Source organism: Enterobacter sp. EGD-HP1 (assembly GCF_000733275.2).
Lineage (GTDB): Bacteria > Pseudomonadota > Gammaproteobacteria > Enterobacterales > Enterobacteriaceae > Enterobacter.
The window spans coordinates 24,458-47,259 of record NZ_AVOP01000005.1 but is presented as its reverse complement, the minus strand read 5'-3'; the positions used below and the strand labels follow the sequence as shown (position 1 = coordinate 47,259).

General features: G+C 54.0%; 27 protein-coding genes. 16 read left to right on the top strand and 11 right to left on the bottom strand.

Features of this window, described 5'->3' with window-relative positions:
* Positions 1-5 precede the first annotated feature (5 nt).
* The 5 genes from lptA to N037_RS06120 are packed head-to-tail and all read right to left on the bottom strand — an operon-like array spanning position 6 to position 3,659.
* Complete coding sequence (lptA, locus tag N037_RS06140) at positions 6-560, bottom strand: lipopolysaccharide ABC transporter substrate-binding protein LptA (RefSeq protein ID WP_023333608.1); 555 nt, start codon at positions 558-560, stop codon at positions 6-8.
* Positions 529-1,104 carry an LPS export ABC transporter periplasmic protein LptC gene (gene lptC / locus N037_RS06135; RefSeq protein ID WP_023333607.1) on the bottom strand — a complete coding sequence of 192 codons (576 nt, stop codon included), beginning with the start codon at positions 1,102-1,104 and terminating at the stop codon, positions 529-531. Before lptC ends, lptA begins: the two co-directional genes overlap by 32 nt.
* Positions 1,101-1,667, bottom strand: coding sequence for a 3-deoxy-manno-octulosonate-8-phosphatase KdsC (kdsC, locus tag N037_RS06130; RefSeq protein WP_023309356.1), 567 nt, complete (start codon positions 1,665-1,667; stop codon positions 1,101-1,103). Before kdsC ends, lptC begins: the two co-directional genes overlap by 4 nt.
* A gap of 14 nt (positions 1,668-1,681) precedes the next feature.
* On the bottom strand, positions 1,682-2,668 hold the full coding sequence (gene kdsD / locus N037_RS06125; RefSeq protein WP_023333606.1) for an arabinose-5-phosphate isomerase KdsD: 987 nt from the start codon (positions 2,666-2,668) through the stop codon (positions 1,682-1,684).
* A 13-nt stretch (positions 2,669-2,681) separates the two neighbouring features.
* Positions 2,682-3,659, bottom strand: coding sequence for a calcium/sodium antiporter (locus N037_RS06120; RefSeq protein WP_023309354.1), 978 nt, complete (start codon positions 3,657-3,659; stop codon positions 2,682-2,684).
* 227 nt (positions 3,660-3,886) lie between these two features.
* On the opposite strand from N037_RS06120, the gene mlaF reads away from it, so the two are divergent.
* From mlaF to murA, 7 genes are all read left to right on the top strand, one after another.
* A complete protein-coding gene (mlaF, locus tag N037_RS06115; RefSeq protein WP_023309353.1) occupies positions 3,887-4,699 on the top strand; it encodes a phospholipid ABC transporter ATP-binding protein MlaF in 813 nt (270 codons plus the stop codon).
* 7 nt (positions 4,700-4,706) lie between these two features.
* A complete protein-coding gene (gene mlaE, locus N037_RS06110; protein WP_023333605.1) occupies positions 4,707-5,489 on the top strand; it encodes a lipid asymmetry maintenance ABC transporter permease subunit MlaE in 783 nt (260 codons plus the stop codon).
* A 4-nt stretch (positions 5,490-5,493) separates the two neighbouring features.
* Positions 5,494-6,042: an outer membrane lipid asymmetry maintenance protein MlaD gene (gene mlaD, locus N037_RS06105; protein WP_023309352.1), complete on the top strand. Its 549-nt coding sequence runs from the start codon at positions 5,494-5,496 to the stop codon at positions 6,040-6,042.
* 18 nt (positions 6,043-6,060) lie between these two features.
* Positions 6,061-6,696, top strand: a complete 636-nt coding sequence (mlaC, locus tag N037_RS06100; RefSeq protein WP_023333604.1) for a phospholipid-binding protein MlaC — start codon at positions 6,061-6,063, stop codon at positions 6,694-6,696.
* Positions 6,696-6,989: a lipid asymmetry maintenance protein MlaB gene (gene mlaB, locus N037_RS06095; RefSeq protein WP_032639716.1), complete on the top strand. Its 294-nt coding sequence runs from the start codon at positions 6,696-6,698 to the stop codon at positions 6,987-6,989. Before mlaC ends, mlaB begins: the two co-directional genes overlap by 1 nt.
* A gap of 126 nt (positions 6,990-7,115) precedes the next feature.
* On the top strand, positions 7,116-7,370 hold the full coding sequence (ibaG, locus tag N037_RS06090; RefSeq protein ID WP_023333602.1) for a BolA family iron metabolism protein IbaG: 255 nt from the start codon (positions 7,116-7,118) through the stop codon (positions 7,368-7,370).
* A 50-nt stretch (positions 7,371-7,420) separates the two neighbouring features.
* Positions 7,421-8,680, top strand: a complete 1,260-nt coding sequence (gene murA / locus N037_RS06085) for a UDP-N-acetylglucosamine 1-carboxyvinyltransferase (protein ID WP_024906358.1) — start codon at positions 7,421-7,423, stop codon at positions 8,678-8,680.
* 60 nt (positions 8,681-8,740) lie between these two features.
* On the opposite strand, the gene sfsB is transcribed toward murA, so the two are convergent.
* The gene (gene sfsB / locus N037_RS06080) at positions 8,741-9,028 is read right to left on the bottom strand and encodes a DNA-binding transcriptional regulator SfsB (RefSeq protein ID WP_023333600.1); all 288 of its coding nucleotides are present in this window, start codon (positions 9,026-9,028) and stop codon (positions 8,741-8,743) included.
* A 229-nt stretch (positions 9,029-9,257) separates the two neighbouring features.
* Entirely contained in the window at positions 9,258-10,229 is a 972-nt protein-coding gene (gene ispB / locus N037_RS06075; protein WP_023333599.1) for an octaprenyl diphosphate synthase, read from the bottom strand.
* A 257-nt stretch (positions 10,230-10,486) separates the two neighbouring features.
* On the opposite strand from ispB, the gene rplU reads away from it, so the two are divergent.
* The 4 genes from rplU to cgtA all read left to right on the top strand — a co-directional run bounded on the left by rplU (position 10,487) and on the right by cgtA (position 13,327).
* The gene (gene rplU / locus N037_RS06070) at positions 10,487-10,798 is read left to right on the top strand and encodes a 50S ribosomal protein L21 (protein WP_003025032.1); all 312 of its coding nucleotides are present in this window, start codon (positions 10,487-10,489) and stop codon (positions 10,796-10,798) included.
* A 19-nt stretch (positions 10,799-10,817) separates the two neighbouring features.
* Positions 10,818-11,075, top strand: coding sequence for a 50S ribosomal protein L27 (rpmA, locus tag N037_RS06065; protein WP_004385076.1), 258 nt, complete (start codon positions 10,818-10,820; stop codon positions 11,073-11,075).
* A gap of 95 nt (positions 11,076-11,170) precedes the next feature.
* Complete coding sequence (locus N037_RS06060) at positions 11,171-12,136, top strand: DMT family transporter (RefSeq protein ID WP_023333598.1); 966 nt, start codon at positions 11,171-11,173, stop codon at positions 12,134-12,136.
* A gap of 15 nt (positions 12,137-12,151) precedes the next feature.
* Entirely contained in the window at positions 12,152-13,327 is a 1,176-nt protein-coding gene (gene cgtA / locus N037_RS06055) for an Obg family GTPase CgtA (RefSeq protein ID WP_023333597.1), read from the top strand.
* A 34-nt stretch (positions 13,328-13,361) separates the two neighbouring features.
* On the opposite strand, the gene pmrB is transcribed toward cgtA, so the two are convergent.
* The 3 genes from pmrB to dacB are packed head-to-tail and all read right to left on the bottom strand — an operon-like array spanning position 13,362 to position 16,500.
* A complete protein-coding gene (gene pmrB / locus N037_RS06050; RefSeq protein ID WP_023333596.1) occupies positions 13,362-14,405 on the bottom strand; it encodes a two-component system sensor histidine kinase PmrB in 1,044 nt (347 codons plus the stop codon).
* Positions 14,402-15,064: a two-component system response regulator PmrA gene (gene pmrA, locus N037_RS06045; protein ID WP_023333595.1), complete on the bottom strand. Its 663-nt coding sequence runs from the start codon at positions 15,062-15,064 to the stop codon at positions 14,402-14,404. The genes pmrB and pmrA overlap by 4 nt, the downstream gene beginning before the upstream one ends.
* Positions 15,065-15,066: 2 nt before the next feature.
* Complete coding sequence (gene dacB, locus N037_RS06040) at positions 15,067-16,500, bottom strand: serine-type D-Ala-D-Ala carboxypeptidase (RefSeq protein ID WP_023333594.1); 1,434 nt, start codon at positions 16,498-16,500, stop codon at positions 15,067-15,069.
* 228 nt (positions 16,501-16,728) lie between these two features.
* Between dacB and greA the strand changes: the two genes are divergently transcribed.
* On the top strand, positions 16,729-17,205 hold the full coding sequence (greA, locus tag N037_RS06035; protein ID WP_014171793.1) for a transcription elongation factor GreA: 477 nt from the start codon (positions 16,729-16,731) through the stop codon (positions 17,203-17,205).
* Positions 17,206-17,356: 151 nt separating this feature from the next.
* Here greA and yhbY read toward each other — a convergent pair whose 3' ends face one another.
* Entirely contained in the window at positions 17,357-17,650 is a 294-nt protein-coding gene (gene yhbY / locus N037_RS06030; RefSeq protein WP_003861814.1) for a ribosome assembly RNA-binding protein YhbY, read from the bottom strand.
* A 127-nt stretch (positions 17,651-17,777) separates the two neighbouring features.
* Here yhbY and rlmE point away from each other — a divergent pair, with 127 nt between their 5' ends.
* The 4 genes from rlmE (at position 17,778) to glmM (ending at position 22,718) form a co-directional block, all read left to right on the top strand.
* On the top strand, positions 17,778-18,404 hold the full coding sequence (gene rlmE / locus N037_RS06025; RefSeq protein WP_003861812.1) for a 23S rRNA (uridine(2552)-2'-O)-methyltransferase RlmE: 627 nt from the start codon (positions 17,778-17,780) through the stop codon (positions 18,402-18,404).
* Positions 18,405-18,506: 102 nt separating this feature from the next.
* The gene (ftsH, locus tag N037_RS06020) at positions 18,507-20,441 is read left to right on the top strand and encodes an ATP-dependent zinc metalloprotease FtsH (RefSeq protein WP_010436002.1); all 1,935 of its coding nucleotides are present in this window, start codon (positions 18,507-18,509) and stop codon (positions 20,439-20,441) included.
* Positions 20,442-20,539: 98 nt separating this feature from the next.
* A complete protein-coding gene (folP, locus tag N037_RS06015) occupies positions 20,540-21,388 on the top strand; it encodes a dihydropteroate synthase (protein ID WP_032639711.1) in 849 nt (282 codons plus the stop codon).
* Positions 21,381-22,718 carry a phosphoglucosamine mutase gene (gene glmM / locus N037_RS06010; RefSeq protein WP_023333591.1) on the top strand — a complete coding sequence of 446 codons (1,338 nt, stop codon included), beginning with the start codon at positions 21,381-21,383 and terminating at the stop codon, positions 22,716-22,718. Before folP ends, glmM begins: the two co-directional genes overlap by 8 nt.
* Positions 22,719-22,802: the final 84 nt, after the last annotated feature.

The following is a 22,802-nucleotide window of genomic DNA, read 5'->3' as shown; positions in this document are numbered from 1 at the left end:
ACGAATTAGTTACTCTTCTTCTGTGCCGGGGCCTGGCCTTTGCCTTTGTCCTGCAGCTGCGACGGAACCAGTACGGTCGTGACGCGTTTGCCTTTCTCGCTGGAGGCCTGCATTTTTTGCTCTTTCACCAGATAGGTGATTCGGTCGCCGGTAATGTTGCTGTCCAGCTGTTCCAGATACGCGTTTCCGGTCAGGATGACCAGGTCCTTCGCCAGCTCGTAGTGCATATGCGAGGCGTGACCTTTCACCGGCTTGCCGTTGTCCTGCATTTGGTAGAAGGTGGCCGGGTTACCGTAACCATCAATGATCTCTTTGCCCTGCTCGCCACCCGGACGGGTCACGACCACTTTGTCGGCGTTGATTTTAATGGTGCCCTGAGTCATGACGACGTTACCCGTGAAGGTGACGACGTTACCCTGCATATCGAGAGACTGGGTATCGGACTCGATATGGATCGGTTGGTCGGTATCGCCCGTTACAGCAAGCGCGGGGAGACTGGTCGCCAGCATCGCGCTGGCGATAATTACTTTAAGGCTGAGTTTGTTTGTTTTGAATTTCATAGGAGGTTCTAACCTTTTCAATCAGCTCGGCGTTCTTGCTGCGTAAGTTCCCGCGCATTCTCAAACCGCTGGAATTAAATGTTGTGCCATACAGTGTGACCAGATCCTGCGAGGTCACGTCCTGGGTTACCAGGTTAATCTGGGCATTATCCGTCGTAATTTTTCGCAGTTGTGAGTCAGCGGTCAGGGCGTTGACTTCAACGTGGCCATACAGATAAAGCATACGGTCATTTGTCAGTTTTGCCCGATCTGACTTAATTGACCACGTCGGCACCTTGTCCTTATCAAACGTGGTCATGACAGGTCGGGTAAACCACGAAATACCGTCATCTGAAAAATATTCAACATGCTGGGCAATCAAACGATAGTTCAGCGCACCTTCCGGGCTGTAGACCACAGTGTCGCTGTGATCGCTTTTATAGGTTGGATCGTTATTGTTGACCACTTCCGTTTGCGTATCGTCGCGATCGGCAAGGTTCACGCCAATCAATACCAGTGCGACAAGCGACAGCAAAATGATAATCCAACGTCTGGTTTTACTCATATCGATTGCCCTTTGGCCTCATCAAGCTTGCCCTGCGCCAGCAAAAGCAGATCGCAGACTTCACGTACGGCACCACGGCCCCCGTTGATGTGGGTAACATAGTCAGCGCGCGGGATCAGCAGCGGATGCGCATCGGCAACAGCGATACTCAGACCGACTTCAGCCATCACGGGCCAGTCAATCAGATCGTCCCCGACATAGGCCACGTTTTCCGGTGCGATAGCCAGTTTACCCAGTAAATCCTTAAACGCCGCCATTTTATCGGACTGACCCTGATACAGATGGGTAATGCCTAAGGTTTCACAGCGGTCTTCTACCAGTTTAGCTTTTCGCCCGGTGATGATAGCCACCTCAATACCAGAAGTGAGCGCACAGCGGATACCGTAGCCGTCGCGAACGTTAAAGGCTTTCAGCTCTTCGCCATTATTGCCCATGTAAATCAGGCCATCGGAGAGTACCCCATCCACATCCAGGATGAGCAGACGAATGTTTTCCGCCTTTGCCATCATCTGGGTACTAACCGGACCATAACAGGTTGCAAGGGATGCACCCGCATTACTCATTGTCTTATCCTTCATTACACTACGCCTGCGCGCAGCAGATCATGCATATGTACCACACCCAGCAACTGGTCGCCATCGGCAACCATAACGGAGGTGATATGACGGGACTGCATCAGATTCAGCACATCCACTGCCAGCGTACCCGGACGCACGCGGATACCGCCCGGCGTCATCACGTCGGCAATGCCGAGCGTGCGGACATCGACACCCATGTCGAACACGCGACGCAGGTCGCCATCGGTGAAGATCCCCTGAATTTTCATCAGATCGTCGCACACGACCGTCATACCCAGATTCTTGCGGGTGATTTCCAGTAGCGCATCACGCAGGGAGGCTTCTTTACTGACGTGAGGGATCTCATCCCCGGTGTGCATAATATCGTTTACCCGAAGCAGCAGTTTGCGCCCCAGCGCACCGCCCGGATGGGAAAGCGCGAAATCTTCCGGCGTAAAACCGCGGGCTTCGAGCAGCGCGACGGCGAGCGCATCGCCCATGACCAATGCTGCGGTTGTGCTGGACGTCGGTGCCAGGCCGAGCGGACAGGCCTCCTTGGGCACTTTCACGCACAGGTGAATATCAGCCGCGCGCGCCATGCTGCTTTCCGGACGGCTGGTCATGCAAATAAGCGGCACCTGCAGTCGCTTCAGTACCGGGATCAGCGCCAGGATCTCATTGGACTCACCGGAGTTGGACAGCGCGATGACGATATCCTGCGGCGTGACCATACCCAGGTCGCCGTGCGCGGCTTCCCCCGGATGTACAAAGAAGGAAGAGGTTCCGGTGCTGGCAAATGTTGCCGCCATTTTGCGTCCAATGTGGCCGGACTTGCCCATCCCCATCACCACGACTTTGCCGGCACAGTAGAACATCTTCTCACATGCCAGACTAAAATCCTGATTAATGTACTGATCTAACTGCGCCAGACCTTCACGTTCAATCTCCAGAACCTCTTTGCCTGCTTTCTGAAAGTCAAACCCCGGCTGCAATTCTATTTGCGACATAATGCGTTTCCGTTTACCCAGAGAGAAGAGGCGAGAGCCAGTACAGCATCGCCATCCATACGATAAATCCACCCGTCAGCAGCGCGCCAGCGCCTTTGCCGATCTGTCGTTGCCGCCGCCAGCAGAGCAGGGCAAATATCACGCTGACCAATAACATCACGCCATAGTCGCGTGAGAACGCCAGGGGATTAAAGGGGCCTGGCGTAATCAGGGCCGGCAGGCCCATCACAATGGCGATATTAAAAATGTTGGAACCGATGATATTACCAATGGCAATGTCGTCCTCACCTTTACGCGCCCCTGCAATAGCTGTGGCCAGCTCCGGCAGGCTGGTACCGATGGCAATCACCGTCAGACCAATGGTCAGTTCACTGATGGCGAAATAGTTCGCCAGCACCGTCGCGTTATCCACGACCATGCGCGTTGCCATCGGCATGATGATCAGCGCAACGCCAAGCCAGAGCAGAGCAACAGGCAGCGTGCCTTCTCGTGGAAGCTCGGCGACCTGCTCACGGGTCAGGCTATCCTGGCCCTGCTTCTCAGCCAGTCGGGCGATTTTAACACTATACAGCAGCCAAATGACGGCCAGCGCCAGCAAGAATATGCCGTCGCTGTAGCTCAGTACACCATCGTAAAATACGCAGCCTGCCAGCAGGCTTACGATTAACATTAGCGGCAATTCACGGCGCAGAACATCAGAATGCACGCGAAATGGATGGAGCAGGGCGGCAAGCCCTAATATCAAGAGTATATTGACGATGTTAGAGCCAATCGCGGTGCCGACTGCCAGGTCTAGCTGACCATGCAGCGATGCCGAGACAGAGACGATGATCTCAGGAAGTGACGTTCCAACACTGACAACGGTCATCCCGATGACGACAGGCGGTACGCCCGTCAGGCGACACAGGATAGATGCAGCAAACACTAAACGGTCAGCACTGTAGACCACCAATAGTAAACCAATTATTAACAGTGCTGTTGCTAAAAGCATCAAAAGTCCTTTCTTCAGGTATACTCGTTGGTCCATCGCGCGGGAATGGCTGGACTGCATACAGTCTGAGGCGTAACGAATTCCTAATTTTGACTTTATGCGCCGGAAAAGTAAAACAAATGCCAGCTTTCGCTAACCTCAACGGCTATTATTCTGTAAAAATGCGGAGTTGAGGGCTGATTCAGGCGGCATGCCTTAACGTGAGCAGGGTAATAAAGGAACCATAAATGAGCCAAACGATGGCGAATTTAGTCGATGTTCGCGGTGTGAGTTTTTCTCGCGCCAACAGATTGATATTTGATGATATTTCGTTGACCGTACCGCGTGGCAAGATCACTGCCATTATGGGGCCGTCCGGGATCGGTAAAACGACCCTGCTGCGCCTTATTGGTGGGCAGATCCCACCCGATCGCGGTGAAATCCTCTTTGATGGCGAAAACATCCCGGAGATGTCACGCTCGCGTCTGTATACTGTTCGCAAACGCATGAGCATGCTCTTTCAGTCTGGAGCCTTGTTCACCGACATGAATGTCTTTGATAACGTGGCCTATCCGCTGCGCGAGCATACCAGCCTGCCGCCGGAACTGCTGAAAAGCACGGTGATGATGAAGCTCGAAGCCGTCGGTTTGCGGGGCGCCGCGAAGCTGATGCCTTCAGAGCTCTCCGGGGGGATGGCGCGCCGTGCCGCGCTGGCGCGAGCCATTGCATTAGAACCTGATTTAATCATGTTCGACGAACCGTTTGTTGGACAGGATCCCATCACGATGGGCGTGCTGGTGAAGCTCATCTCTGAACTGAACAGCGCGCTTGGCGTCACCTGCATTGTGGTATCGCACGATGTACCGGAAGTATTGAGCATTGCCGATTACGCCTATATCGTGGCGGACAAAAAGATCGTCGCACACGGTAGCGCCCAGGCGCTGCAGGAAAATTGCGATCCGCGCGTGCGGCAGTTCCTCGACGGTATTGCCGATGGCCCTGTGCCGTTCCGCTACCCGGCGGGCGACTATCGTGACGATTTACTGGGAATAGGGAGTTAAGCCACTCATGCTGTTAAATGCGTTGGCCGCTCTCGGACACCGTGGCATAAAAACCATCAGGACGTTCGGGCGTGCCGGATTGATGTTATTCAACGCGCTGGTCGGCAAGCCGGAATTCCGTAAGCATGCACCGCTGCTGGTGCGGCAGCTTTATAATGTCGCCGTGCTGTCGATGCTCATCATCATTGTTTCCGGTCTGTTTATCGGTATGGTGCTTGGGCTACAGGGCTATCTTGTTCTGACAACCTACAGTGCGGAAACCAGTCTCGGGATGCTGGTGGCGCTCTCGCTGCTGCGTGAACTGGGGCCGGTTGTGGCGGCGCTGTTGTTCGCCGGGCGTGCGGGGTCGGCATTAACGGCTGAAATTGGCCTGATGCGTGCGACCGAGCAACTCTCCAGCATGGAGATGATGGCGGTCGATCCGCTGCGTCGCGTGATCTCACCGCGTTTCTGGGCGGGGGTGATCTCTTTACCGCTGCTGACGATCCTGTTTGTCGCCGTGGGTATCTGGGGCGGTTCGCTGGTTGGCGTGCACTGGAAAGGCATTGACGCCGGTTTCTTCTGGTCCGCGATGCAGGACGCCATTGACCTGCGAATGGATCTGGTTAACTGCCTGATTAAAAGCGTGGTATTTGCCATTACGGTCACCTGGATTGCATTGTTCAATGGTTACGATGCCATCCCGACGTCGGCGGGCATTAGCCGTGCAACTACACGTACAGTCGTACATTCGTCGCTGGCCGTACTGGGTCTGGATTTTGTGCTCACCGCACTGATGTTTGGGAATTGAGTTCATGCAAACGAGAAAAAATGAAATTTGGGTCGGTGTATTCCTGCTGCTGGCGCTGCTGGCCGCGCTGTTTATCTGCCTGAGAGCGGCGGATATCACGTCTGTGCGCACCGAGCCGACGTATCGCATCTATGCCACCTTCGATAACATCGGCGGGCTGAAGGCGCGTTCACCGGTCCGTATCGGCGGCGTGGTGATCGGACGCGTATCTGACATTACGCTTGATGAGAAAACTTATCTGCCACGCGTCGCGATGGATATCGAAGAGCGCTACAACCATATCCCGGATACCAGTTCCCTTTCTATCCGTACTTCCGGCCTGCTGGGAGAACAATATCTGGCGCTTAACGTTGGCTTTGAAGACCCCGAACTGGGAACGACTATCCTTAAAGACGGTAGCGTCATTCAGGATACGAAATCCGCGATGGTGCTGGAGGATATGATTGGTCAGTTCCTTTACAGCAGTAAAGGGGATGAGAAAAAATCCGACGCTGCCCCAGCGCAGAGCGAAGATCATACCGACGTCGCACCGACGCCAGGTGCTGCGAATTAATATCAGGAGAAGTCATTCATGTTTAAACGACTGTTAATGGTTGCCATGCTGGTCATCGCCCCTCTTACCGCCGCTCACGCTGCGGATCAGAGTAACCCGTACAAACTGATGGACGAAGCGGCGAAGAAGACCTTCGACCGTCTTAAAAACGAACAGCCTAAAATTCGTGCTAATCCTGACTATCTGCGTGACGTCGTTGACCAGGAGCTGCTGCCGTATGTGCAGATTAAATATGCGGGTGCGCTGGTGCTGGGACGTTATTACAAAGACGCGACCCCTGCGCAGCGTGATGCCTACTTTGCCGCGTTCCGTGAATACCTGAAACAGGCTTATGGCCAGGCGCTGGCGATGTACCACGGCCAGACCTATCAGATTGCGCCTGAGCAGCCGCTGGGCGATGCAACTATCGTCCCTATCCGTGTGACGATCATCGATCCTAACGGTCGTCCGCCGGTTCGTCTGGATTTCCAGTGGCGTAAAAACAGCCAGACCGGTCACTGGCAGGCGTATGACATGATTGCCGAAGGGGTAAGCATGATCACCACCAAACAGAACGAATGGAGCGACCTGCTGCGCACCAAGGGCATCGATGGCCTGACCGCACAGCTGCAGTCTATCTCTCGCCAGAAAATTAGCCTGGATGAGAAGAAGTAATGTCACAGCAACTCAGCTGGTCGCGTGAAGGCGAGACATTAAAGCTGTCCGGTGAGCTGGATCAGGATCTGCTGAACCCACTGTGGGACAAACGCCATGAAGCGATGCAGGGCGTGACGCTCATCGACTTAACCGACGTCACGCGGGTGGATACGGCGGGTGTTGCGCTGCTGGCCCATCTGGTTGCGGTAGGGAAAAAGCAGGGGGCTAGCGTCACGCTTCACGGCGCGAGCGATAATGTCGTGACCCTTGCGCAGCTCTACAATCTCCCTCAGGACGTACTGCCTCGTTAATATTTTCAGTGCGTTACTTCCGAAAGCCCTGACAGTTTCATCGTCGGGGCTTTTTGCTTGTTTAAGACAACGCCACTTTGCTCTAAGATGTTGGGCTTGTTTTCACTATCAGATGATTAAGAACCCATGGAAAATCATGAAATCCAGACAGTGCTGATGAATGCACTCTCCCTTCAGGAAGCCCACGTCTCTGGCGATGGCAGTCACTTCCAGGTTATTGCTGTGGGTGAGATGTTCGACGGTATGAGCCGTGTGAAGAAACAGCAGGCTGTGTACGCGCCGCTGATGGAATATATTGCGGATAACCGCATCCACGCCCTGTCGATTAAAGCGTTCACCCCGCAAGAATGGGCACGCGATCGCAAACTAAACGGTTTTTGAGCTGAGGGCGACAGGCCCGCAGCACGGTTGAATTTATAAGAGAGCACACAATGGATAAATTTCGTGTACAGGGGCCAACGCGTCTCCAGGGCGAAGTCACAATTTCTGGCGCGAAAAACGCCGCGCTGCCAATCCTCTTTGCTGCGCTGCTTGCGGAAGAGCCGGTAGAAATTCAGAACGTACCGAAGCTGAAAGATATCGATACCACCATGAAGTTGCTCACCCAGTTGGGCACGAAAGTCGAGCGTAACGGTTCCGTCTGGATCGACGCCAGCAAGGTGAATAACTTTTCAGCCCCATACGATCTGGTGAAAACCATGCGCGCATCCATCTGGGCGCTTGGCCCGCTGGTGGCGCGTTTTGGTCAGGGTCAGGTCTCTCTGCCGGGCGGCTGCGCCATCGGTGCGCGTCCGGTTGACCTGCACATCTTTGGTCTGGAGAAACTGGGCGCTGAGATCAAGCTGGAAGAAGGTTACGTTAAAGCGTCTGTTAATGGCCGTCTGAAAGGCGCGCACATCGTCATGGACAAAGTGAGCGTGGGCGCAACGGTCACCATTATGTCTGCGGCGACGCTGGCAGAAGGTACCACCATCATCGAAAACGCCGCGCGCGAACCGGAAATTGTGGATACCGCCAACTTCCTCGTGGCGCTGGGGGCGAAGATCACCGGCCAGGGTACTGACCGTATCACCATCGAAGGCGTTGAGCGTCTGGGCGGTGGTGTCTATCGTGTACTGCCGGACCGTATCGAAACCGGTACCTTCCTGGTCGCTGCGGCGATCTCTGGCGGTAAGATTGTGTGTCGTAACGCGCAGCCTGATACCCTGGATGCGGTACTCGCGAAACTGCGCGATGCGGGTGCGGATATCGAAATCGGTGAAGACTGGATCAGTCTTGATATGCACGGTCAGCGTCCAAAAGCGGTCAATGTGCGTACGGCACCGCATCCGGCGTTCCCAACGGACATGCAGGCGCAGTTCACCTTGCTGAACCTGGTCGCAGAAGGGACTGGCTTCATCACTGAAACGATTTTCGAGAACCGCTTTATGCACGTACCGGAGCTGATCCGTATGGGTGCGCATGCTGAGATCGAAAGTAATACCGTGATTTGCCATGGCGTTGAGAAGCTGTCAGGTGCTCAGGTGATGGCAACCGATCTGCGTGCGTCTGCAAGCCTGGTGCTGGCGGGTTGTATCGCGGAAGGCACAACGATCGTGGATCGTATTTATCACATCGATCGTGGTTATGAGCGTATTGAGGATAAACTGCGCGCGCTGGGTGCCAATATCGAGCGTGTGAAGGGCGAGTAATCGTTCCGGCAGCCCCCTGCCAGCAATGACCGGGGGGTTGCTGTTCCCGTCAAAAAAACGTTATTCCTTTGGTTCTTTCTTTGCCTTTCTCTGGCGAATCATGCGCGTTCTGTCGATAAACTCATGGGTAATCGGATCGTGGTAACGCGAAGGCCAAATCACCCACGGATGCGTATCCAGCGCCGTCGCGATAATTAATTCTCCCTTGGGCCAGGGGCGGGTGAGGGCGTTTGCCAGTGTTGAAGAGCTCAGTCCATGGCGGCGGGACTCCGCTGCCAGCGAAGTGCCTCTTTTGCGCAGTGCGGCAATAATATCAGCCGTGTGCCAGTCGATAAATTTCGTATCCATAACGCTGTCCTTAAGTTCGGATTCACCTACGCCGTTTCCTCTGAAACGACGAGGTTACTATACCCATTTCAAACTCTTGTTCTAAAAAGTTCGCGTTACTTGAAGGGATATTCAGAATAAGACACGCCTTTATTCATGCGGTCTCTAAACCGATGAATTTACATGAACGCGGAATTTACAGGTGTGTACTGGAATCTCCCCGCTATGGTCGCGGGGAGACACAAGGGGATTAACGGTCGCGCTGAACGGCGATGTGGGCAAGACCAATCAGCGCCTCGCGCCATGGGCTGTCGGGAATAACCTGGAGAGCTTCGATGGCTTTGTCGGCTTCTTCTTCCGCACGCTGACGCGTCCATTCCAGCGATCCGCAGATAGCCATGGTTTCCAGCACAGGTTCCAGAAGATGGCGGCCATTTCCCTGTTCGATCGCTTCACGGATCATTTTCGCCTGATCGGCCGTTCCGTTGCGCATGGCGTGAAGTAGCGGCAGGGTAGGTTTACCTTCGTTCAGGTCATCACCCACATTTTTGCCGAGCGTCTCGCCGTCCGCACTGTAGTCCAGCAAATCATCAATCAGCTGGAATGCCGTACCCAGATAGCGGCCATAGTCCTGCAGGCCCTTTTCCTGTGCTTCGGTACAGCCAGCCAGAATGCCGGAACACTGGGCCGCCGCTTCAAACAGGCGCGCGGTTTTGCTGTAGATGACGCGCATGTAGTTTTCTTCGGTGATGTCCGGGTCGTTGACGTTCATCAGCTGTAGCACTTCGCCTTCAGCAATAACGTTTACGGCTTCGGACATCACTTCCAGCACTTTCAGGGAGCCCAGGCTGGTCATCATCTGGAAGGCGCGGGTATAGATAAAATCCCCCACCAGTACGCTGGCTGCGTTCCCGAACGCGGCGTTTGCCGTGGCTTTGCCACGACGCATATCCGATTCATCCACCACATCGTCATGCAGAAGCGTCGCCGTGTGAATAAATTCGATGAGCGCTGCGATACTGATGTGAGCATTTCCCTGATAGCCAACGGCTCTGGCAGCCAGAATGGCGATCATCGGACGAATGCGTTTACCGCCGCCGCTAACGATGTAATAGCCCAACTGATTGATCAGCTGAACGTCAGAGTTGAGTTGCTCCAGGATTGCTGCATTCACACCCGCCATATCTTGCGCGGTTAACTCGTTGATTTTTTCTAAATTCATCGCAAAAGCCGGGCTTTTTATCCTGTTGATCCCATCTTCAATGGGGTAACGAAGGGTTTCGGTTTATCAATAGTAGTGCTGATTGTACTGAAAAAACGGCACAGATAAACGTTACCGTACGTGTTGTGTTTTTTTTCTTCATGTATTGACGGTAGCACTTGTCAAAGGCTCGCGTTTTGCGTAATATTCGCGCCCTATTGTGAATATTTATAGCGCACTCTGATTCATACGAGGACGTGCGCGGAAGCGGAGTTTATATGTACGCGGTTTTCCAAAGTGGTGGTAAACAACACCGAGTAAGCGAAGGTCAGACCGTTCGCCTGGAAAAGCTGGACATCGCAACTGGCGAATCTGTTGAGTTCGCAGAAGTTCTGATGATCGCAAACGGTGAAGAAGTCAAAATCGGCGTTCCTTTCGTTGATGGCGGCGTTATCAAAGCTGAAGTTGTTGCACACGGTCGTGGCGAGAAAGTTAAAATCGTTAAGTTTCGTCGTCGTAAGCACTACCGTAAGCAGCAGGGCCACCGTCAGTGGTTCACTGATGTGAAAATTACTGGCATCAGCGCCTAAGACCTGAGGAGAGATTTAAATGGCACATAAAAAGGCTGGCGGCTCCACACGTAACGGTCGCGATTCAGAAGCTAAACGCCTGGGCGTTAAGCGTTTCGGTGGCGAATCCGTTCTGGCGGGTAGCATCATCGTTCGTCAACGTGGTACCAAATTCCACGCTGGCAACAACGTAGGTTGCGGTCGTGACCACACTCTGTTTGCTAAAGCAGACGGTAAAGTGAAATTTGAAGTTAAAGGCCCGAACAACCGTAAATACATCAGCATCGTTGCTGAGTAAGGTTTTCTCGGTCCGGTAACGGATTAAAGCCCCGCAACGTGTTGCGGGGCTTTTTACATTGGAAACCCGGAAAATTTTCTGTAGGGAAAACGGGCATGAAGCAGCAGGCCGGCATGGGTATTCTCTTGGCGCTCACCACCGCAATGTGCTGGGGTGCGTTGCCAATTGCAATGAAGCAGGTACTGGAAGTGATGGAGCCGCCTACGGTGGTCTTTTATCGCTTTCTGATGGCAAGCATCGGCCTTGGGGCTATTCTGGCTATCAAAGGTAAGCTTCCTTCCTTGCGGCTCTTCCGTAAACCGCGCTGGCTGGTATTGCTGGCTATCGCGACGGGCGGTCTGTTCGGTAACTTCATCCTGTTCAGCTCTTCCCTGCAATATCTCAGCCCCACGGCGTCGCAGGTGATAGGTCAGCTTTCACCGGTGGGCATGATGGTCGCCAGCGTCTTTATCCTCAAAGAGAAGATGCGCGGTACGCAGATTATCGGGGCGAGTATGCTGTTGTGCGGTCTGGTGATGTTCTTCAACACCAGTCTGATAGAGATTTTTACCCGCCTGACGGATTACACATGGGGTGTCATTTTCGGTGTGGGGGCAGCAACGGTCTGGGTGAGCTATGGCGTCGCGCAAAAGGTGTTATTGCGTCGACTTGCCTCACAGCAGATCCTCTTTTTGCTGTACACTTTGTGTACAATAGCATTGCTGCCATTAGCAAAGCCGGGCGTGATTACCCAGCTTAGCGACTGGCAACTGGCGTGCCTCGTTTTTTGTGGGCTGAACACGCTGGTCGGTTATGGCGCGCTGGCCGAAGCGATGGCGCGCTGGCAGGCAGCACAGGTGAGCGCGTTAATTACGCTTACTCCGCTGTTTACGCTGTTATTTTCAGATTTGTTATCAATGGCCTGGCCCGATGTCTTCGTCAGACCGATGCTCAACCTGTTGGGTTATCTCGGTGCGTTTGTCGTGGTTGCGGGCGCGATGTATTCCGCCATTGGTCATCGTCTTTGGGGACGTTGGCGCAAAAATGAAGCGGTTGTAGTAGTCCCCCGCTCAGGCGAATGAGTTACGGAGAGTAAAATGAAGTTTGTTGATGAAGCGACGATCCTGGTCGTGGCTGGTGATGGCGGCAATGGTTGCGTGAGCTTCCGCCGTGAAAAGTATATCCCACGTGGCGGTCCTGACGGCGGCGACGGTGGGGATGGTGGTGACGTGTGGCTGGAGGCGGATGAGAACCTCAACACGCTGATCGACTACCGTTTCGAAAAATCTTTCCGCGCTGAACGTGGTCAGAACGGCCAAAGCCGTGACTGTACCGGGAAACGCGGTAAGGACGTTACCATTAAGGTTCCGGTCGGTACCCGTGTAATTGACCAGGGGACCGGTGAAACCATGGGTGATATGACCAAACACGGTCAGCGCCTGATGGTGGCGAAAGGCGGCTGGCACGGTCTGGGTAACAGCCGTTTCAAATCTTCCGTTAACCGTACGCCGCGTCAGAAAACGATGGGTACGCCGGGCGATAAGCGCGATCTGCAGCTGGAGCTGATGCTTCTGGCAGACGTGGGCATGCTGGGTATGCCAAACGCCGGTAAATCGACGTTCATTCGCGCTGTTTCTGCGGCGAAACCAAAAGTGGCGGACTATCCGTTTACCACGCTGGTACCAAGCCTGGGCGTTGTCCGTATGGATAACGAGAAGAGCTTTGTGGTCGCCGATATTCCGGGTCTGATTGAAGGCGCTGCGGAAGGCGCGGGTCTGGGTATTCGTTTCCTGAAACACCTTGAGCGTTGCCGCGTGCTGCTGCACCTTATCGATATCGATCCTATCGACGGTTCCGATCCGGTTGAAAACGCCCGCATCATCATCGGTGAACTGGAAAAATACAGCGAAAAACTGGCGAATAAACCTCGCTGGCTGGTCTTCAACAAGATCGACCTGATGGACAAAGCCGAAGCGGAAGCAAAAGCGAAAGCCATTGCTGAAGCGATGGGTTGGGAAGATAAATACTACCTGATCTCTGCGGCAAGCCAGGTTGGCGTGAAAGATCTGTGCTGGGATGTAATGACCTTTATCATTGAGAACCCAATCGTTCAGGCGGAAGAAGCGAAACAGCCTGAAAAAGTCGAATTCATGTGGGATGACTACCACCGCCAGCAGCTTGAAGAGCTGGAAGCGGAAGAAGACGATGAAGACTGGGACGATGACTGGGATGAAGACGACGAAGAAGGCGTCGAGTTCATCTACAAGCACTAACATCTGTCCAAAGCCCCCATTATGGGGGCTTTTTTTATTCCAGCGTCGCAGGCAGCCAGCAGCTGGCGATTAAACCGCCTTCAGCGCCATTCTCAAGCGTCAACCTGCCATGATGAAGCTGGACGATGCGCTGCACGATGCTCAGGCCCAGACCGCTGCCACCGTAGCGCTGGTCAAGACGGCGGAATGGCTCAGTAATTGACAGTCGGTGCGCTTCATCAATACCAGGACCTTGATCGATAACGCTGATCTGCGTTCCACCCTCGACCTCGGTTAATGTCACTGTAATCGTTGTCCCTGGTGGGCTGTAACGCCCGGCATTCTCAAGCAGGTTGCGCAGCATCAGGCGCAGGAGTACGGCATCTCCCTGTACCGTGAGCGCGCTTTTAGCGGGCCAAATCACCTTATGCTCTTTGGCTTCATGTCCCAGGCCGAGAGGTTCAATGATATTTTCCGTCCAGCCCACGGTTTCGTAGTGGCCGCTCGCCATTGCCTGTCCGGCACGGGCCAGCATCAGCAGCTGTTCAACGGTATGCATGAGCTGATCGATACGGGTAATGAGCGTCGCGGCCTGTGGCGCGCCTGACTGCGCCATAAGCTCCAGATGGAGCCGAATACCGGCAAGAGGCGTTCGAAGCTCGTGTGCGGCGTCAGCGGTGAAGAGGCGCTCCTGCTGAATGGTATTGTCCAGCCGGGCGAGCAGCTGGTTCAGGGAGGTTGTCACCGCACCGATTTCTTCCATGTCGGAATACATGGGAAGCGGAGTTAAGTTATCTGCCGAACGGTTAGCCAGGCTGTCACGGAGTTTATTCAGTGGTCGGGTTATCCAGGTGACCGCCCAGAATGAAAACAGTAGCGTGAAACCGACCATCACCAGAGATGGGACCAGCAGCGAGGCAATCGCTTCGCGGATCTCTTTCTCAACGTGGTTGTTGCGCGCTTTCGCCGACAGCGTTTCATTCACCAGAAAACCAATCTGCTCACGGCTTTCATGCCACAGCCAGATGACGCTTATCAGCTGGAAAAATAACAGAATGACCGCCAGCAGCACCATCAAACGCCGACGCATGCTGTTCATTTCTGGCTCTCCAGGCGATAGCCAACGCCACGGACGGTTTTGATTCTGTCCTTGCCGAGCTTGCGACGCAGGTTGTGAATGTGAACTTCGAGGGTATTCGACCCCGGATCGTCCTGCCAGGAGTAGATATCCTGCTGGAGCGTTTCTCTGTGCACCGTTTGCCCGCTGCGCATGATAAGACGAGTAAGCAAGGCGAACTCTTTTGGCGTCACCTCTACCGCCTGATCCTGGCGCAGTACCTGCTGGGTTTGCAGATTCAGCGTAATATCGCCGTCGGTCAGTAAGTTATCACTATGTCCCTGATAGCGGCGAATCAACGCTCGCACCCGAGCCTGCAGCTCCGCAAGCGCAAAAGGCTTCACCAGGTAATCATCTGCGCCTGCATCGAGGCCGGTTATGCGATCCTCAATGGCATCGCGAGCCGTCAGGATCAATACCGGGTTGGCGATACCGCGGCGTCGCCACTGGCTGAGCAGCGTGGCACCGTCTTTATCAGGTAAGCCCAAATCGAGGATCACCAGACTGTATTCGCCGCTCTGAATCAGGGAGTCCGCTTCCGCGGCGGTGCCGGCACAGTCGAGGGCATACCCTTCATTGGCCAGCCCCAGCGCCAGCCCTTCCTGCAATAACAGATCGTCTTCAACTATGAGTAGTTTCATCGCTAGTTATTCTGGTAGATGTCCTTATAAAGCCTGCTTTCGAAGCGAACAAGCGGAATACGACGATTGCGCTGGTCGGTCGGCTCGACGGCATAGCCGGAAAGATACTGCACGAATGCCATGCGTTGTCCGCTGGCGGTAGTGATAAAGCCTGCAAGGTTGTAAACCCCCTGCAGTGAGCCTGTTTTAGCGGATACTTTGCCATCCACGCCGGCAGCGTGAAGCCCGGCGCGGTACTGCAGTGAACCGTCATGCCCGGCCAGCGGCAGCATTGAAATAAAGTTTAGCTCAGTGTCATGCTGTGCAATGTACTGAAGCACCTGCATCATCGTGGCTGGGGAGATCAAGTTATGTCGCGATAATCCGGAGCCATCGACGGCGATGGTATTACCCAGCTCGATCCCCGCCTGCTGGCGCAGGATCTGACGAACGGCGTCGGAACCCGCGCGCCAGGTTCCCGGCACGCCGAAACGCGCGTGGCCAATCATGCGAAAGACGGTGTCGGCAATCATGTTGTCAGACTTTTTCAACATGATTCGCAGTAGATCGTGCAGCGGCGGAGACTGTTTGCTGGCGATGACCGTGCCGGGCTGGTTGACCTGCGTCTGGCGAAGCAGCGTACCGGAGTAGGTGATTCCCGCTTGTTTCAGTTCATCTTTCAGAATGGCACCCGCATAGCTTGCTCCATCCTGTATCGCAAAGGCCAGCGGCAGTGGATCGGCGCGCTGCGTCAGGCAGCCGGTAAGCGTGAAGCGGTTCAGATCGCCGGGCACGACGTCCAGCTCACAATATTGCGCATCCGGGGAACCTTTCGCCAGCGTGCGGACCTGGCTAAACATCGTGACCGGGTAGTAGGACGCTATGCGGATAAACGCTAAATCATCCGGCTTTGGCGCGCTGTAAAGCGAAACCGAGAAGCAGTTACGGTCGACAATCGCGGCGGCGGGCGGGGCGCTAAAGCACTGGGTCATGTCGTTCCACGGCCAGCCAGGTGCTTTATCGTGGCTGGCAAAGATGGAGGTGTCGATCAGCACATTGCCATCAATTTTCTGCACGCCAGATTTTTTCAACACCGCAACCATATTGCGGATATCCTGACGCTTAAAGGTCGGATCGCCGCCAAAACGGGCGATAAGATCGCCTTTCAGTTCACCACCATCGACGTTACCCCTGGTCTCGAGTGTGGTCGTAAATCGGAAGTCCGGCCCGAGCTGGAGCAGGGCGGCGAGGGCAGTGATCACCTTTTGGGTACTGGCAGGCAGTGCCATCTGTTGACTATGATAGTCAATCTCGGGAGCCTGTGCGCCAACCTTCTGCACCATCAGGGCAAGGTTCGCGCCTGCGGGGAGCTGATTAATGTACTCATCAACATTCGCGGCCTGAGCCGTGAACGTTATACTGGTAGTCAATCCGATGATAAATCTGGAAAATCGCATAATCTCGCGCTAACAACCCGAAAACAAACCGTCATACTACGGTGCATGGCACTGCAAAGTAAACGATGACCCATAGTGAACTTCGCGGTAAAATGCATATCAAATTGAAAAATTGCTGCTGACCTGGGGCATTGCTCCCGGGTCGGTTTTCTTTTTGCTTCTTGTCCGCTTAGGGGGGCAGGAGCAGGGAACACTGCTCCCAACAGGAATGTTTAAGAGGTATAACAAATGCAAGCTATTCCGATGACCTTACGTGGTGCCGAAAAACTGCGCGAAGAGCTGGATTTCCTGAAATCCGTGCGTCGTCCTGAAATCATCGCCGCTATCGCGGATGCGCGCGAGCATGGCGACCTGAAAGAGAATGCTGAATACCACGCCGCGCGTGAACAGCAGGGCTTCTGTGAAGGGCGTATTAAAGATATCGAAGCAAAACTGTCCAATGCACAGGTTATCGATATCACCAAAATGCCAAACAACGGGCGTGTGATCTTTGGTTCTACGGTGACCGTACTGAACCTGGACAATGACGAAGAGCAGACCTATCGCATCGTGGGTGATGATGAAGCAGACTTCAAACAGAACCTGATTTCAGTGAACTCTCCGATTGCTCGCGGCCTGATTGGCAAAGAGCAGGACGATGTTGTCACCATCCGCACCCCTGGCGGTGAAGTGGAATACGAAATTATTAAGGTTGAATACCTGTAATTCGCTTCTCTACTAAGATGTTGATACATTGTAAAGAAAAGAAAAAGGCCGCATAGCGGCCTTTTATCAACTCAAGGAGCATGGCATTTTGCTCGCCTGCTGACAGAAATCCCTCGTTTCACACAGAAAATGTGTTTGATTCAGGATATCCTTAGCGTGGCAGCGAGATTTTACGCTCTTTAGATGGGCGGTAGAGCACCAGCGTTTTACCGATGACCTGTACATTACAGGCGCCGGTTTCGCGCACGATGGCTTCCACGATCAGGTTTTTAGTGTCTCTGTCTTCAGAGGCGATTTTCACCTTGATCAGCTCGTGGTGTTCCAGCGCTTGTTCAATCTCGGCGAGCACCCCTTCGGTCAAACCATTGTTGCCAAGCATCACTACAGGCTTGAGCGGATGTGCCAGACCTTTAAGGTGCTGTTTTTGTTTAGTACTCAGATTCATCGTATATTTTTGCTTACGTTGGGATTGAAAACGGTTCATTCTACCGCCATCTCCCTTATATCGCCAAATAGCTGCGTAGAAATTTACGTCAAAAGTAGGCAACGATGAACCCGGACGGAAAAGTTAAATGACAGGTAAAAAGCGTTCTGCCAGTTCCAGCCGCTGGCTTCAGGAACACTTTAGCGATAAATATGTTCAACAGGCACAGAAAAAGGGGTTGCGTTCCCGTGCCTGGTTTAAACTTGATGAAATACAGCAAAGTGACAAACTTTTTAAGCCGGGGATGACGGTTGTTGACCTCGGTGCGGCACCTGGCGGATGGTCTCAGTATGCGGTTACGCAGATCGGTGGAACGGGCCGAATCATCGCATGCGATCTTTTACCAATGGATCCCATCGTCGGTGTCGACTTCCTTCAGGGCGACTTTCGTGATGAATTAGTGCTGAAAGCGTTACTTGATCGTGTAGGTGACAGTAAGGTCCAGGTTGTCATGTCAGATATGGCACCAAATATGTGTGGAACACCGGCGGTGGATATCCCCCGCGCCATGTATCTGGTGGAGCTAGCGTTAGAAATGTGTCGTGATGTACTAGCGCCTGGTGGTAGTTTTGTTGTGAAGGTGTTTCAGGGCGAAGGTTTCGAGGAGTATCTTAAGGAAATTCGCTCCCTGTTTGCGAAGGTTAAAGTTCGTAAGCCGGACTCTTCCCGGGCCCGTTCCCGAGAAGTGTATATTGTAGCGACCGGGCGAAAATGATAACCGGTAGATTTCAGGCGAAAGTTTGAATGAAACTGGATATAGAGTATCCTGACGCTGTTTTTAACACAGTTGTAATGTGAGGTTAATCCCTTGAGTGACATGGCGAAAAACCTAATTCTCTGGCTGGTCATTGCCGTCGTGCTGATGTCAGTATTCCAGAGCTTTGGGCCCAGCGAGTCGAATGGCCGCAAGGTGGATTATTCTACCTTCCTGCAGGAGGTCAATCAGGACCAGGTTCGCGAAGCGCGTATCAACGGACGTGAGATCAACGTTACCAAGAAAGATAGTAACCGTTACACGACTTACATCCCGGTGAACGATCCTAAGCTGCTTGATAATCTTCTGACCAAAAACGTCAAGGTGGTTGGCGAGCCGCCAGAAGAACCAAGCCTGCTGGCTTCTATCTTCATTTCCTGGTTCCCGATGCTGCTTCTTATCGGCGTCTGGATCTTCTTTATGCGCCAGATGCAGGGCGGCGGTGGCAAAGGTGCCATGTCGTTCGGTAAGAGCAAGGCGCGTATGCTGACGGAAGACCAGATCAAGACCACGTTTGCTGACGTCGCCGGTTGTGACGAAGCGAAAGAAGAAGTGGGTGAACTGGTTGAATACCTGCGTGAACCGAGCCGTTTCCAGAAGCTGGGCGGTAAGATTCCGAAAGGCGTGCTGATGGTTGGCCCTCCGGGTACCGGTAAAACCCTGCTGGCGAAAGCCATCGCGGGTGAAGCGAAGGTGCCGTTCTTTACTATTTCAGGTTCTGACTTCGTCGAAATGTTCGTGGGTGTCGGTGCATCTCGTGTGCGTGACATGTTCGAGCAGGCTAAGAAGGCAGCACCGTGCATTATCTTCATCGATGAAATCGACGCCGTAGGCCGCCAGCGTGGCGCAGGTCTGGGCGGTGGTCACGATGAACGTGAACAGACGCTGAACCAGATGCTGGTTGAGATGGACGGTTTCGAAGGTAACGAAGGTATCATCGTTATCGCGGCAACGAACCGTCCTGACGTACTGGACCCTGCGCTGCTACGTCCAGGCCGTTTCGACCGTCAGGTTGTTGTGGGTCTGCCGGACGTTCGCGGTCGTGAACAGATTCTGAAAGTTCACATGCGTCGCGTACCGCTGGCGCCGGATATCGACGCGGCAATTATTGCGCGTGGTACCCCGGGCTTCTCCGGTGCGGACCTGGCGAACCTGGTCAACGAAGCCGCACTGTTTGCCGCTCGCGGTAACAAGCGCGTCGTATCGATGGTGGAGTTTGAGAAAGCGAAAGACAAAATCATGATGGGTGCGGAACGTCGCTCCATGGTGATGACGGAAGCGCAGAAAGAGTCCACGGCATATCACGAAGCGGGTCACGCGATTATCGGTCGCCTGGTGCCGGAACACGATCCGGTACATAAAGTGACGATTATTCCGCGCGGTCGTGCGCTGGGTGTGACCTTCTTCCTGCCTGAAGGCGACGCGATCAGCGCCAGCCGTCAGAAGCTGGAAAGCCAGATTTCTACCCTGTACGGTGGTCGCCTGGCAGAAGAGATTATCTACGGTGTGGAACATGTTTCTACCGGTGCGTCTAACGACATCAAAGTCGCGACAAACCTGGCGCGTAACATGGTGACGCAGTGGGGCTTCTCCGACAAACTCGGTCCGCTGCTGTATGCAGAGGAAGAGGGGGAAGTATTCCTGGGCCGTTCTGTGGCGAAAGCGAAGCATATGTCCGATGAGACGGCACGTATCATCGACCAGGAAGTAAAATCTCTGGTAGAGCGTAACTATGCGCGTGCTCGCCAGATCCTGAACGACAATATGGACATCCTGCATTCGATGAAAGATGCGCTCATGAAATATGAGACTATCGATGCACCGCAGATTGACGACCTGATGGCGCGCCGTGAAGTGCGTCCGCCAGCAGGCTGGGAAGACCCAGGCGCTTCCAATAATTCTGACAACAATGGCACCCCGCGTGCGCCGCGTCCGGTTGATGAACCGCGTACGCCAAACCCGGGTAATACCATGTCAGAACAGTTGGGCGATAAGTAAGTCACTGCTGTTGATGCGTTCGTTTTTACCTCAAACCCTGGAGCTTGCTCCGGGGTTTTTCATTTTTGTTTAATCAAATAGATATCAGGGATTTCGCCATGAAATTATTCGCTCAGGACACGCATCTCGATCTTTCACACCCCCATGTGATGGGGATCCTGAATGTTACCCCTGACTCCTTCTCTGACGGCGGCGCGCACAACACGCTTATCGAGGCGGTTAAGCACGCGAATTTAATGATTAATGCGGGTGCCACCATCATTGACGTTGGCGGCGAATCGACGCGTCCTGGTGCGGCGGACGTGTCTGTGGAAGAAGAGCTGGCGCGCGTGGTGCCGGTGGTTGAAGCTATCGCACAGCGGTTTGAAGTATGGATCTCCGTAGACACGTCCAAGCCTGAGGTGATTCGTGAAGTGGCGAGAGTGGGCGCTCACATTATTAATGATATTCGCTCACTCACTGAGCCTGGTGCACTTGAGGCCGCAGCAGAGACGGGGTTACCGGTATGCCTGATGCACATGCAGGGTCAGCCGAAAACCATGCAGGAAGCACCGAAGTACGACGATGTCTTTGCTGACGTGAATCGCTTCTTTATTGAGCATATCGCGCGCTGTGAACGTGCAGGTATCCCAAAAGAGAAATTGCTGCTCGACCCGGGGTTCGGTTTCGGTAAAAATCTCTCACATAATTATGCGTTACTTGCGCGCCTGTCGGAATTCCATCACTTTGGCCTGCCGCTGCTGGTGGGGATGTCGAGAAAGTCGATGATTGGGCAGTTGCTGAACGTGGGACCGAGCGAACGCCTGAGCGGTAGTCTGGCCTGCGCGGTGATTGCGGCGATGCAGGGCGCGCACATTATTCGTGTCCATGACGTAAAAGAAACAGTAGAAGCCATGCGTGTGGTGGAAGCCACACTGGCAGCGAAGGAAAACAAACGCTATGAGTAATCGTAAATATTTTGGTACCGACGGTATCCGTGGGCGCGTAGGCGATGCTCCCATCACCCCTGATTTTGTCCTGAAGCTCGGCTGGGCGGCTGGCAAGGTACTGGCGCGTCATGGCTCACGTAAAATTATCATCGGTAAAGACACCCGCATTTCCGGCTATATGCTGGAGTCCGCGCTGGAAGCGGGGCTGGCGGCTGCTGGACTTTCCGCTTCTTTTACTGGCCCAATGCCAACGCCTGCGGTTGCGTATCTGACGCGCACCTTCCGTGCGGAAGCGGGGATTGTCATCTCGGCTTCTCATAACCCGTTCTACGACAATGGCATTAAATTCTTCTCCATTGACGGCACCAAGCTGCCGGATGAGGTGGAAGAAGCCATTGAAGCTGAAATGGAAAAAGAGATCACCTGTGTTGATTCCGCAGAGCTGGGTAAAGCGAACCGTATCGTTGATGCGGCGGGTCGCTATATCGAATTCTGTAAAGGCACGTTCCCGAATGAGCTGAGCCTGGCTCACCTCAAAATTGTGGTGGACTGTGCTAATGGCGCGACCTATCACATCGCCCCGAATGTCTTCCGCGAGCTGGGTGCGAAAGTCATCACCATTGGCTGCGAGCCGGATGGTCTGAACATTAACGAGCAGGTGGGGGCAACTGACGTTCGTGCCCTGCAGGCGCGTGTTCTGGCAGAGAAAGCCGATCTGGGTATTGCGCTGGACGGCGACGGTGACCGCGTGATCATGGTCGACCACGAAGGTAACAAGGTCGACGGCGATCAGATCCTCTACATCATTGCACGTGAAGGTCTGCGTCAGGGCCAGCTGCGCGGTGGTGCGGTGGGTACGCTGATGAGTAACATGGGCCTGGAGCTGGCGCTGAAACAGCTCGGTATTCCGTTTGTCCGCGCGAAAGTGGGTGACCGCTATGTGCTGGAAAAACTGCAGGAGAAGGGCTGGCGTATCGGTGCTGAGAACTCAGGTCACGTGATCCTGCTCGACAAAACCACCACCGGTGACGGTATTGTGGCCGCGCTGCAGGTGGTTGCCGCGATGGCCCGCAACCATATGAGCCTGCACGATCTGTGCAGCGGGATGAAAATGTTCCCACAGATCCTGGTAAACGTACGTTTCACAGCCGGTAAAGGCGATCCGCTGGAAAATGAGAACGTGAAAGCGGTAATGGCTGACGTTGAAGCGGCGCTGGGCAACCGTGGACGCGTGCTGCTGCGTAAGTCCGGTACCGAACCGCTGATCCGCGTGATGGTGGAAGGTGAAGACGAAGCGCAGGTAACCGAGTTTGCGCACCGTATCGCGGATGCCGTGAAAGCTGCATAATATTGCATGCTAAATGTTTAAAAAGGCGGCGTTTGCCGCCTTTGTTTTAAGCAATTAATGGCTTTTTGCTGTTTTTTTCCGCAG

Excerpts from the sequence above, each read along its gene's own strand:
- lptC (WP_023333607.1), bottom strand. The coding sequence starts at position 1,104 with ATGAGTAAAACCAGACGTTGGATTATCATTTTGCTGTCGCTTGTCGCA.
- lptA (WP_023333608.1), bottom strand. The coding sequence starts at position 560 with ATGAAATTCAAAACAAACAAACTCAGCCTTAAAGTAATTATCGCCAGC.
- ispB (WP_023333599.1), bottom strand. The coding sequence starts at position 10,229 with ATGAATTTAGAAAAAATCAACGAGTTAACCGCGCAAGATATGGCGGGT.
- yhbY (WP_003861814.1), bottom strand. The coding sequence starts at position 17,650 with ATGAATCTGAGTACTAAACAAAAACAGCACCTTAAAGGTCTGGCACAT.
- kdsD (WP_023333606.1), bottom strand. The coding sequence starts at position 2,668 with ATGTCGCAAATAGAATTGCAGCCGGGGTTTGACTTTCAGAAAGCAGGC.
- murA (WP_024906358.1), top strand. The coding sequence starts at position 7,421 with ATGGATAAATTTCGTGTACAGGGGCCAACGCGTCTCCAGGGCGAAGTC.
- greA (WP_014171793.1), top strand. The coding sequence starts at position 16,729 with ATGCAAGCTATTCCGATGACCTTACGTGGTGCCGAAAAACTGCGCGAA.
- glmM (WP_023333591.1), top strand. The coding sequence starts at position 21,381 with ATGAGTAATCGTAAATATTTTGGTACCGACGGTATCCGTGGGCGCGTA.
- dacB (WP_023333594.1), bottom strand. The coding sequence starts at position 16,500 with ATGCGATTTTCCAGATTTATCATCGGATTGACTACCAGTATAACGTTC.
- pmrA (WP_023333595.1), bottom strand. The coding sequence starts at position 15,064 with ATGAAACTACTCATAGTTGAAGACGATCTGTTATTGCAGGAAGGGCTG.
- rplU (WP_003025032.1), top strand. The coding sequence starts at position 10,487 with ATGTACGCGGTTTTCCAAAGTGGTGGTAAACAACACCGAGTAAGCGAA.
- folP (WP_032639711.1), top strand. The coding sequence starts at position 20,540 with ATGAAATTATTCGCTCAGGACACGCATCTCGATCTTTCACACCCCCAT.
- kdsC (WP_023309356.1), bottom strand. The coding sequence starts at position 1,667 with ATGAGTAATGCGGGTGCATCCCTTGCAACCTGTTATGGTCCGGTTAGT.
- sfsB (WP_023333600.1), bottom strand. The coding sequence starts at position 9,028 with ATGGATACGAAATTTATCGACTGGCACACGGCTGATATTATTGCCGCA.
- ftsH (WP_010436002.1), top strand. The coding sequence starts at position 18,507 with ATGGCGAAAAACCTAATTCTCTGGCTGGTCATTGCCGTCGTGCTGATG.
- N037_RS06120 (WP_023309354.1), bottom strand. The coding sequence starts at position 3,659 with ATGCTTTTAGCAACAGCACTGTTAATAATTGGTTTACTATTGGTGGTC.
- ibaG (WP_023333602.1), top strand. The coding sequence starts at position 7,116 with ATGGAAAATCATGAAATCCAGACAGTGCTGATGAATGCACTCTCCCTT.
- cgtA (WP_023333597.1), top strand. The coding sequence starts at position 12,152 with ATGAAGTTTGTTGATGAAGCGACGATCCTGGTCGTGGCTGGTGATGGC.
- rlmE (WP_003861812.1), top strand. The coding sequence starts at position 17,778 with ATGACAGGTAAAAAGCGTTCTGCCAGTTCCAGCCGCTGGCTTCAGGAA.
- mlaD (WP_023309352.1), top strand. The coding sequence starts at position 5,494 with ATGCAAACGAGAAAAAATGAAATTTGGGTCGGTGTATTCCTGCTGCTG.
- mlaC (WP_023333604.1), top strand. The coding sequence starts at position 6,061 with ATGTTTAAACGACTGTTAATGGTTGCCATGCTGGTCATCGCCCCTCTT.
- mlaB (WP_032639716.1), top strand. The coding sequence starts at position 6,696 with ATGTCACAGCAACTCAGCTGGTCGCGTGAAGGCGAGACATTAAAGCTG.
- pmrB (WP_023333596.1), bottom strand. The coding sequence starts at position 14,405 with ATGAACAGCATGCGTCGGCGTTTGATGGTGCTGCTGGCGGTCATTCTG.
- rpmA (WP_004385076.1), top strand. The coding sequence starts at position 10,818 with ATGGCACATAAAAAGGCTGGCGGCTCCACACGTAACGGTCGCGATTCA.
- mlaF (WP_023309353.1), top strand. The coding sequence starts at position 3,887 with ATGAGCCAAACGATGGCGAATTTAGTCGATGTTCGCGGTGTGAGTTTT.
- mlaE (WP_023333605.1), top strand. The coding sequence starts at position 4,707 with ATGCTGTTAAATGCGTTGGCCGCTCTCGGACACCGTGGCATAAAAACC.
- N037_RS06060 (WP_023333598.1), top strand. The coding sequence starts at position 11,171 with ATGAAGCAGCAGGCCGGCATGGGTATTCTCTTGGCGCTCACCACCGCA.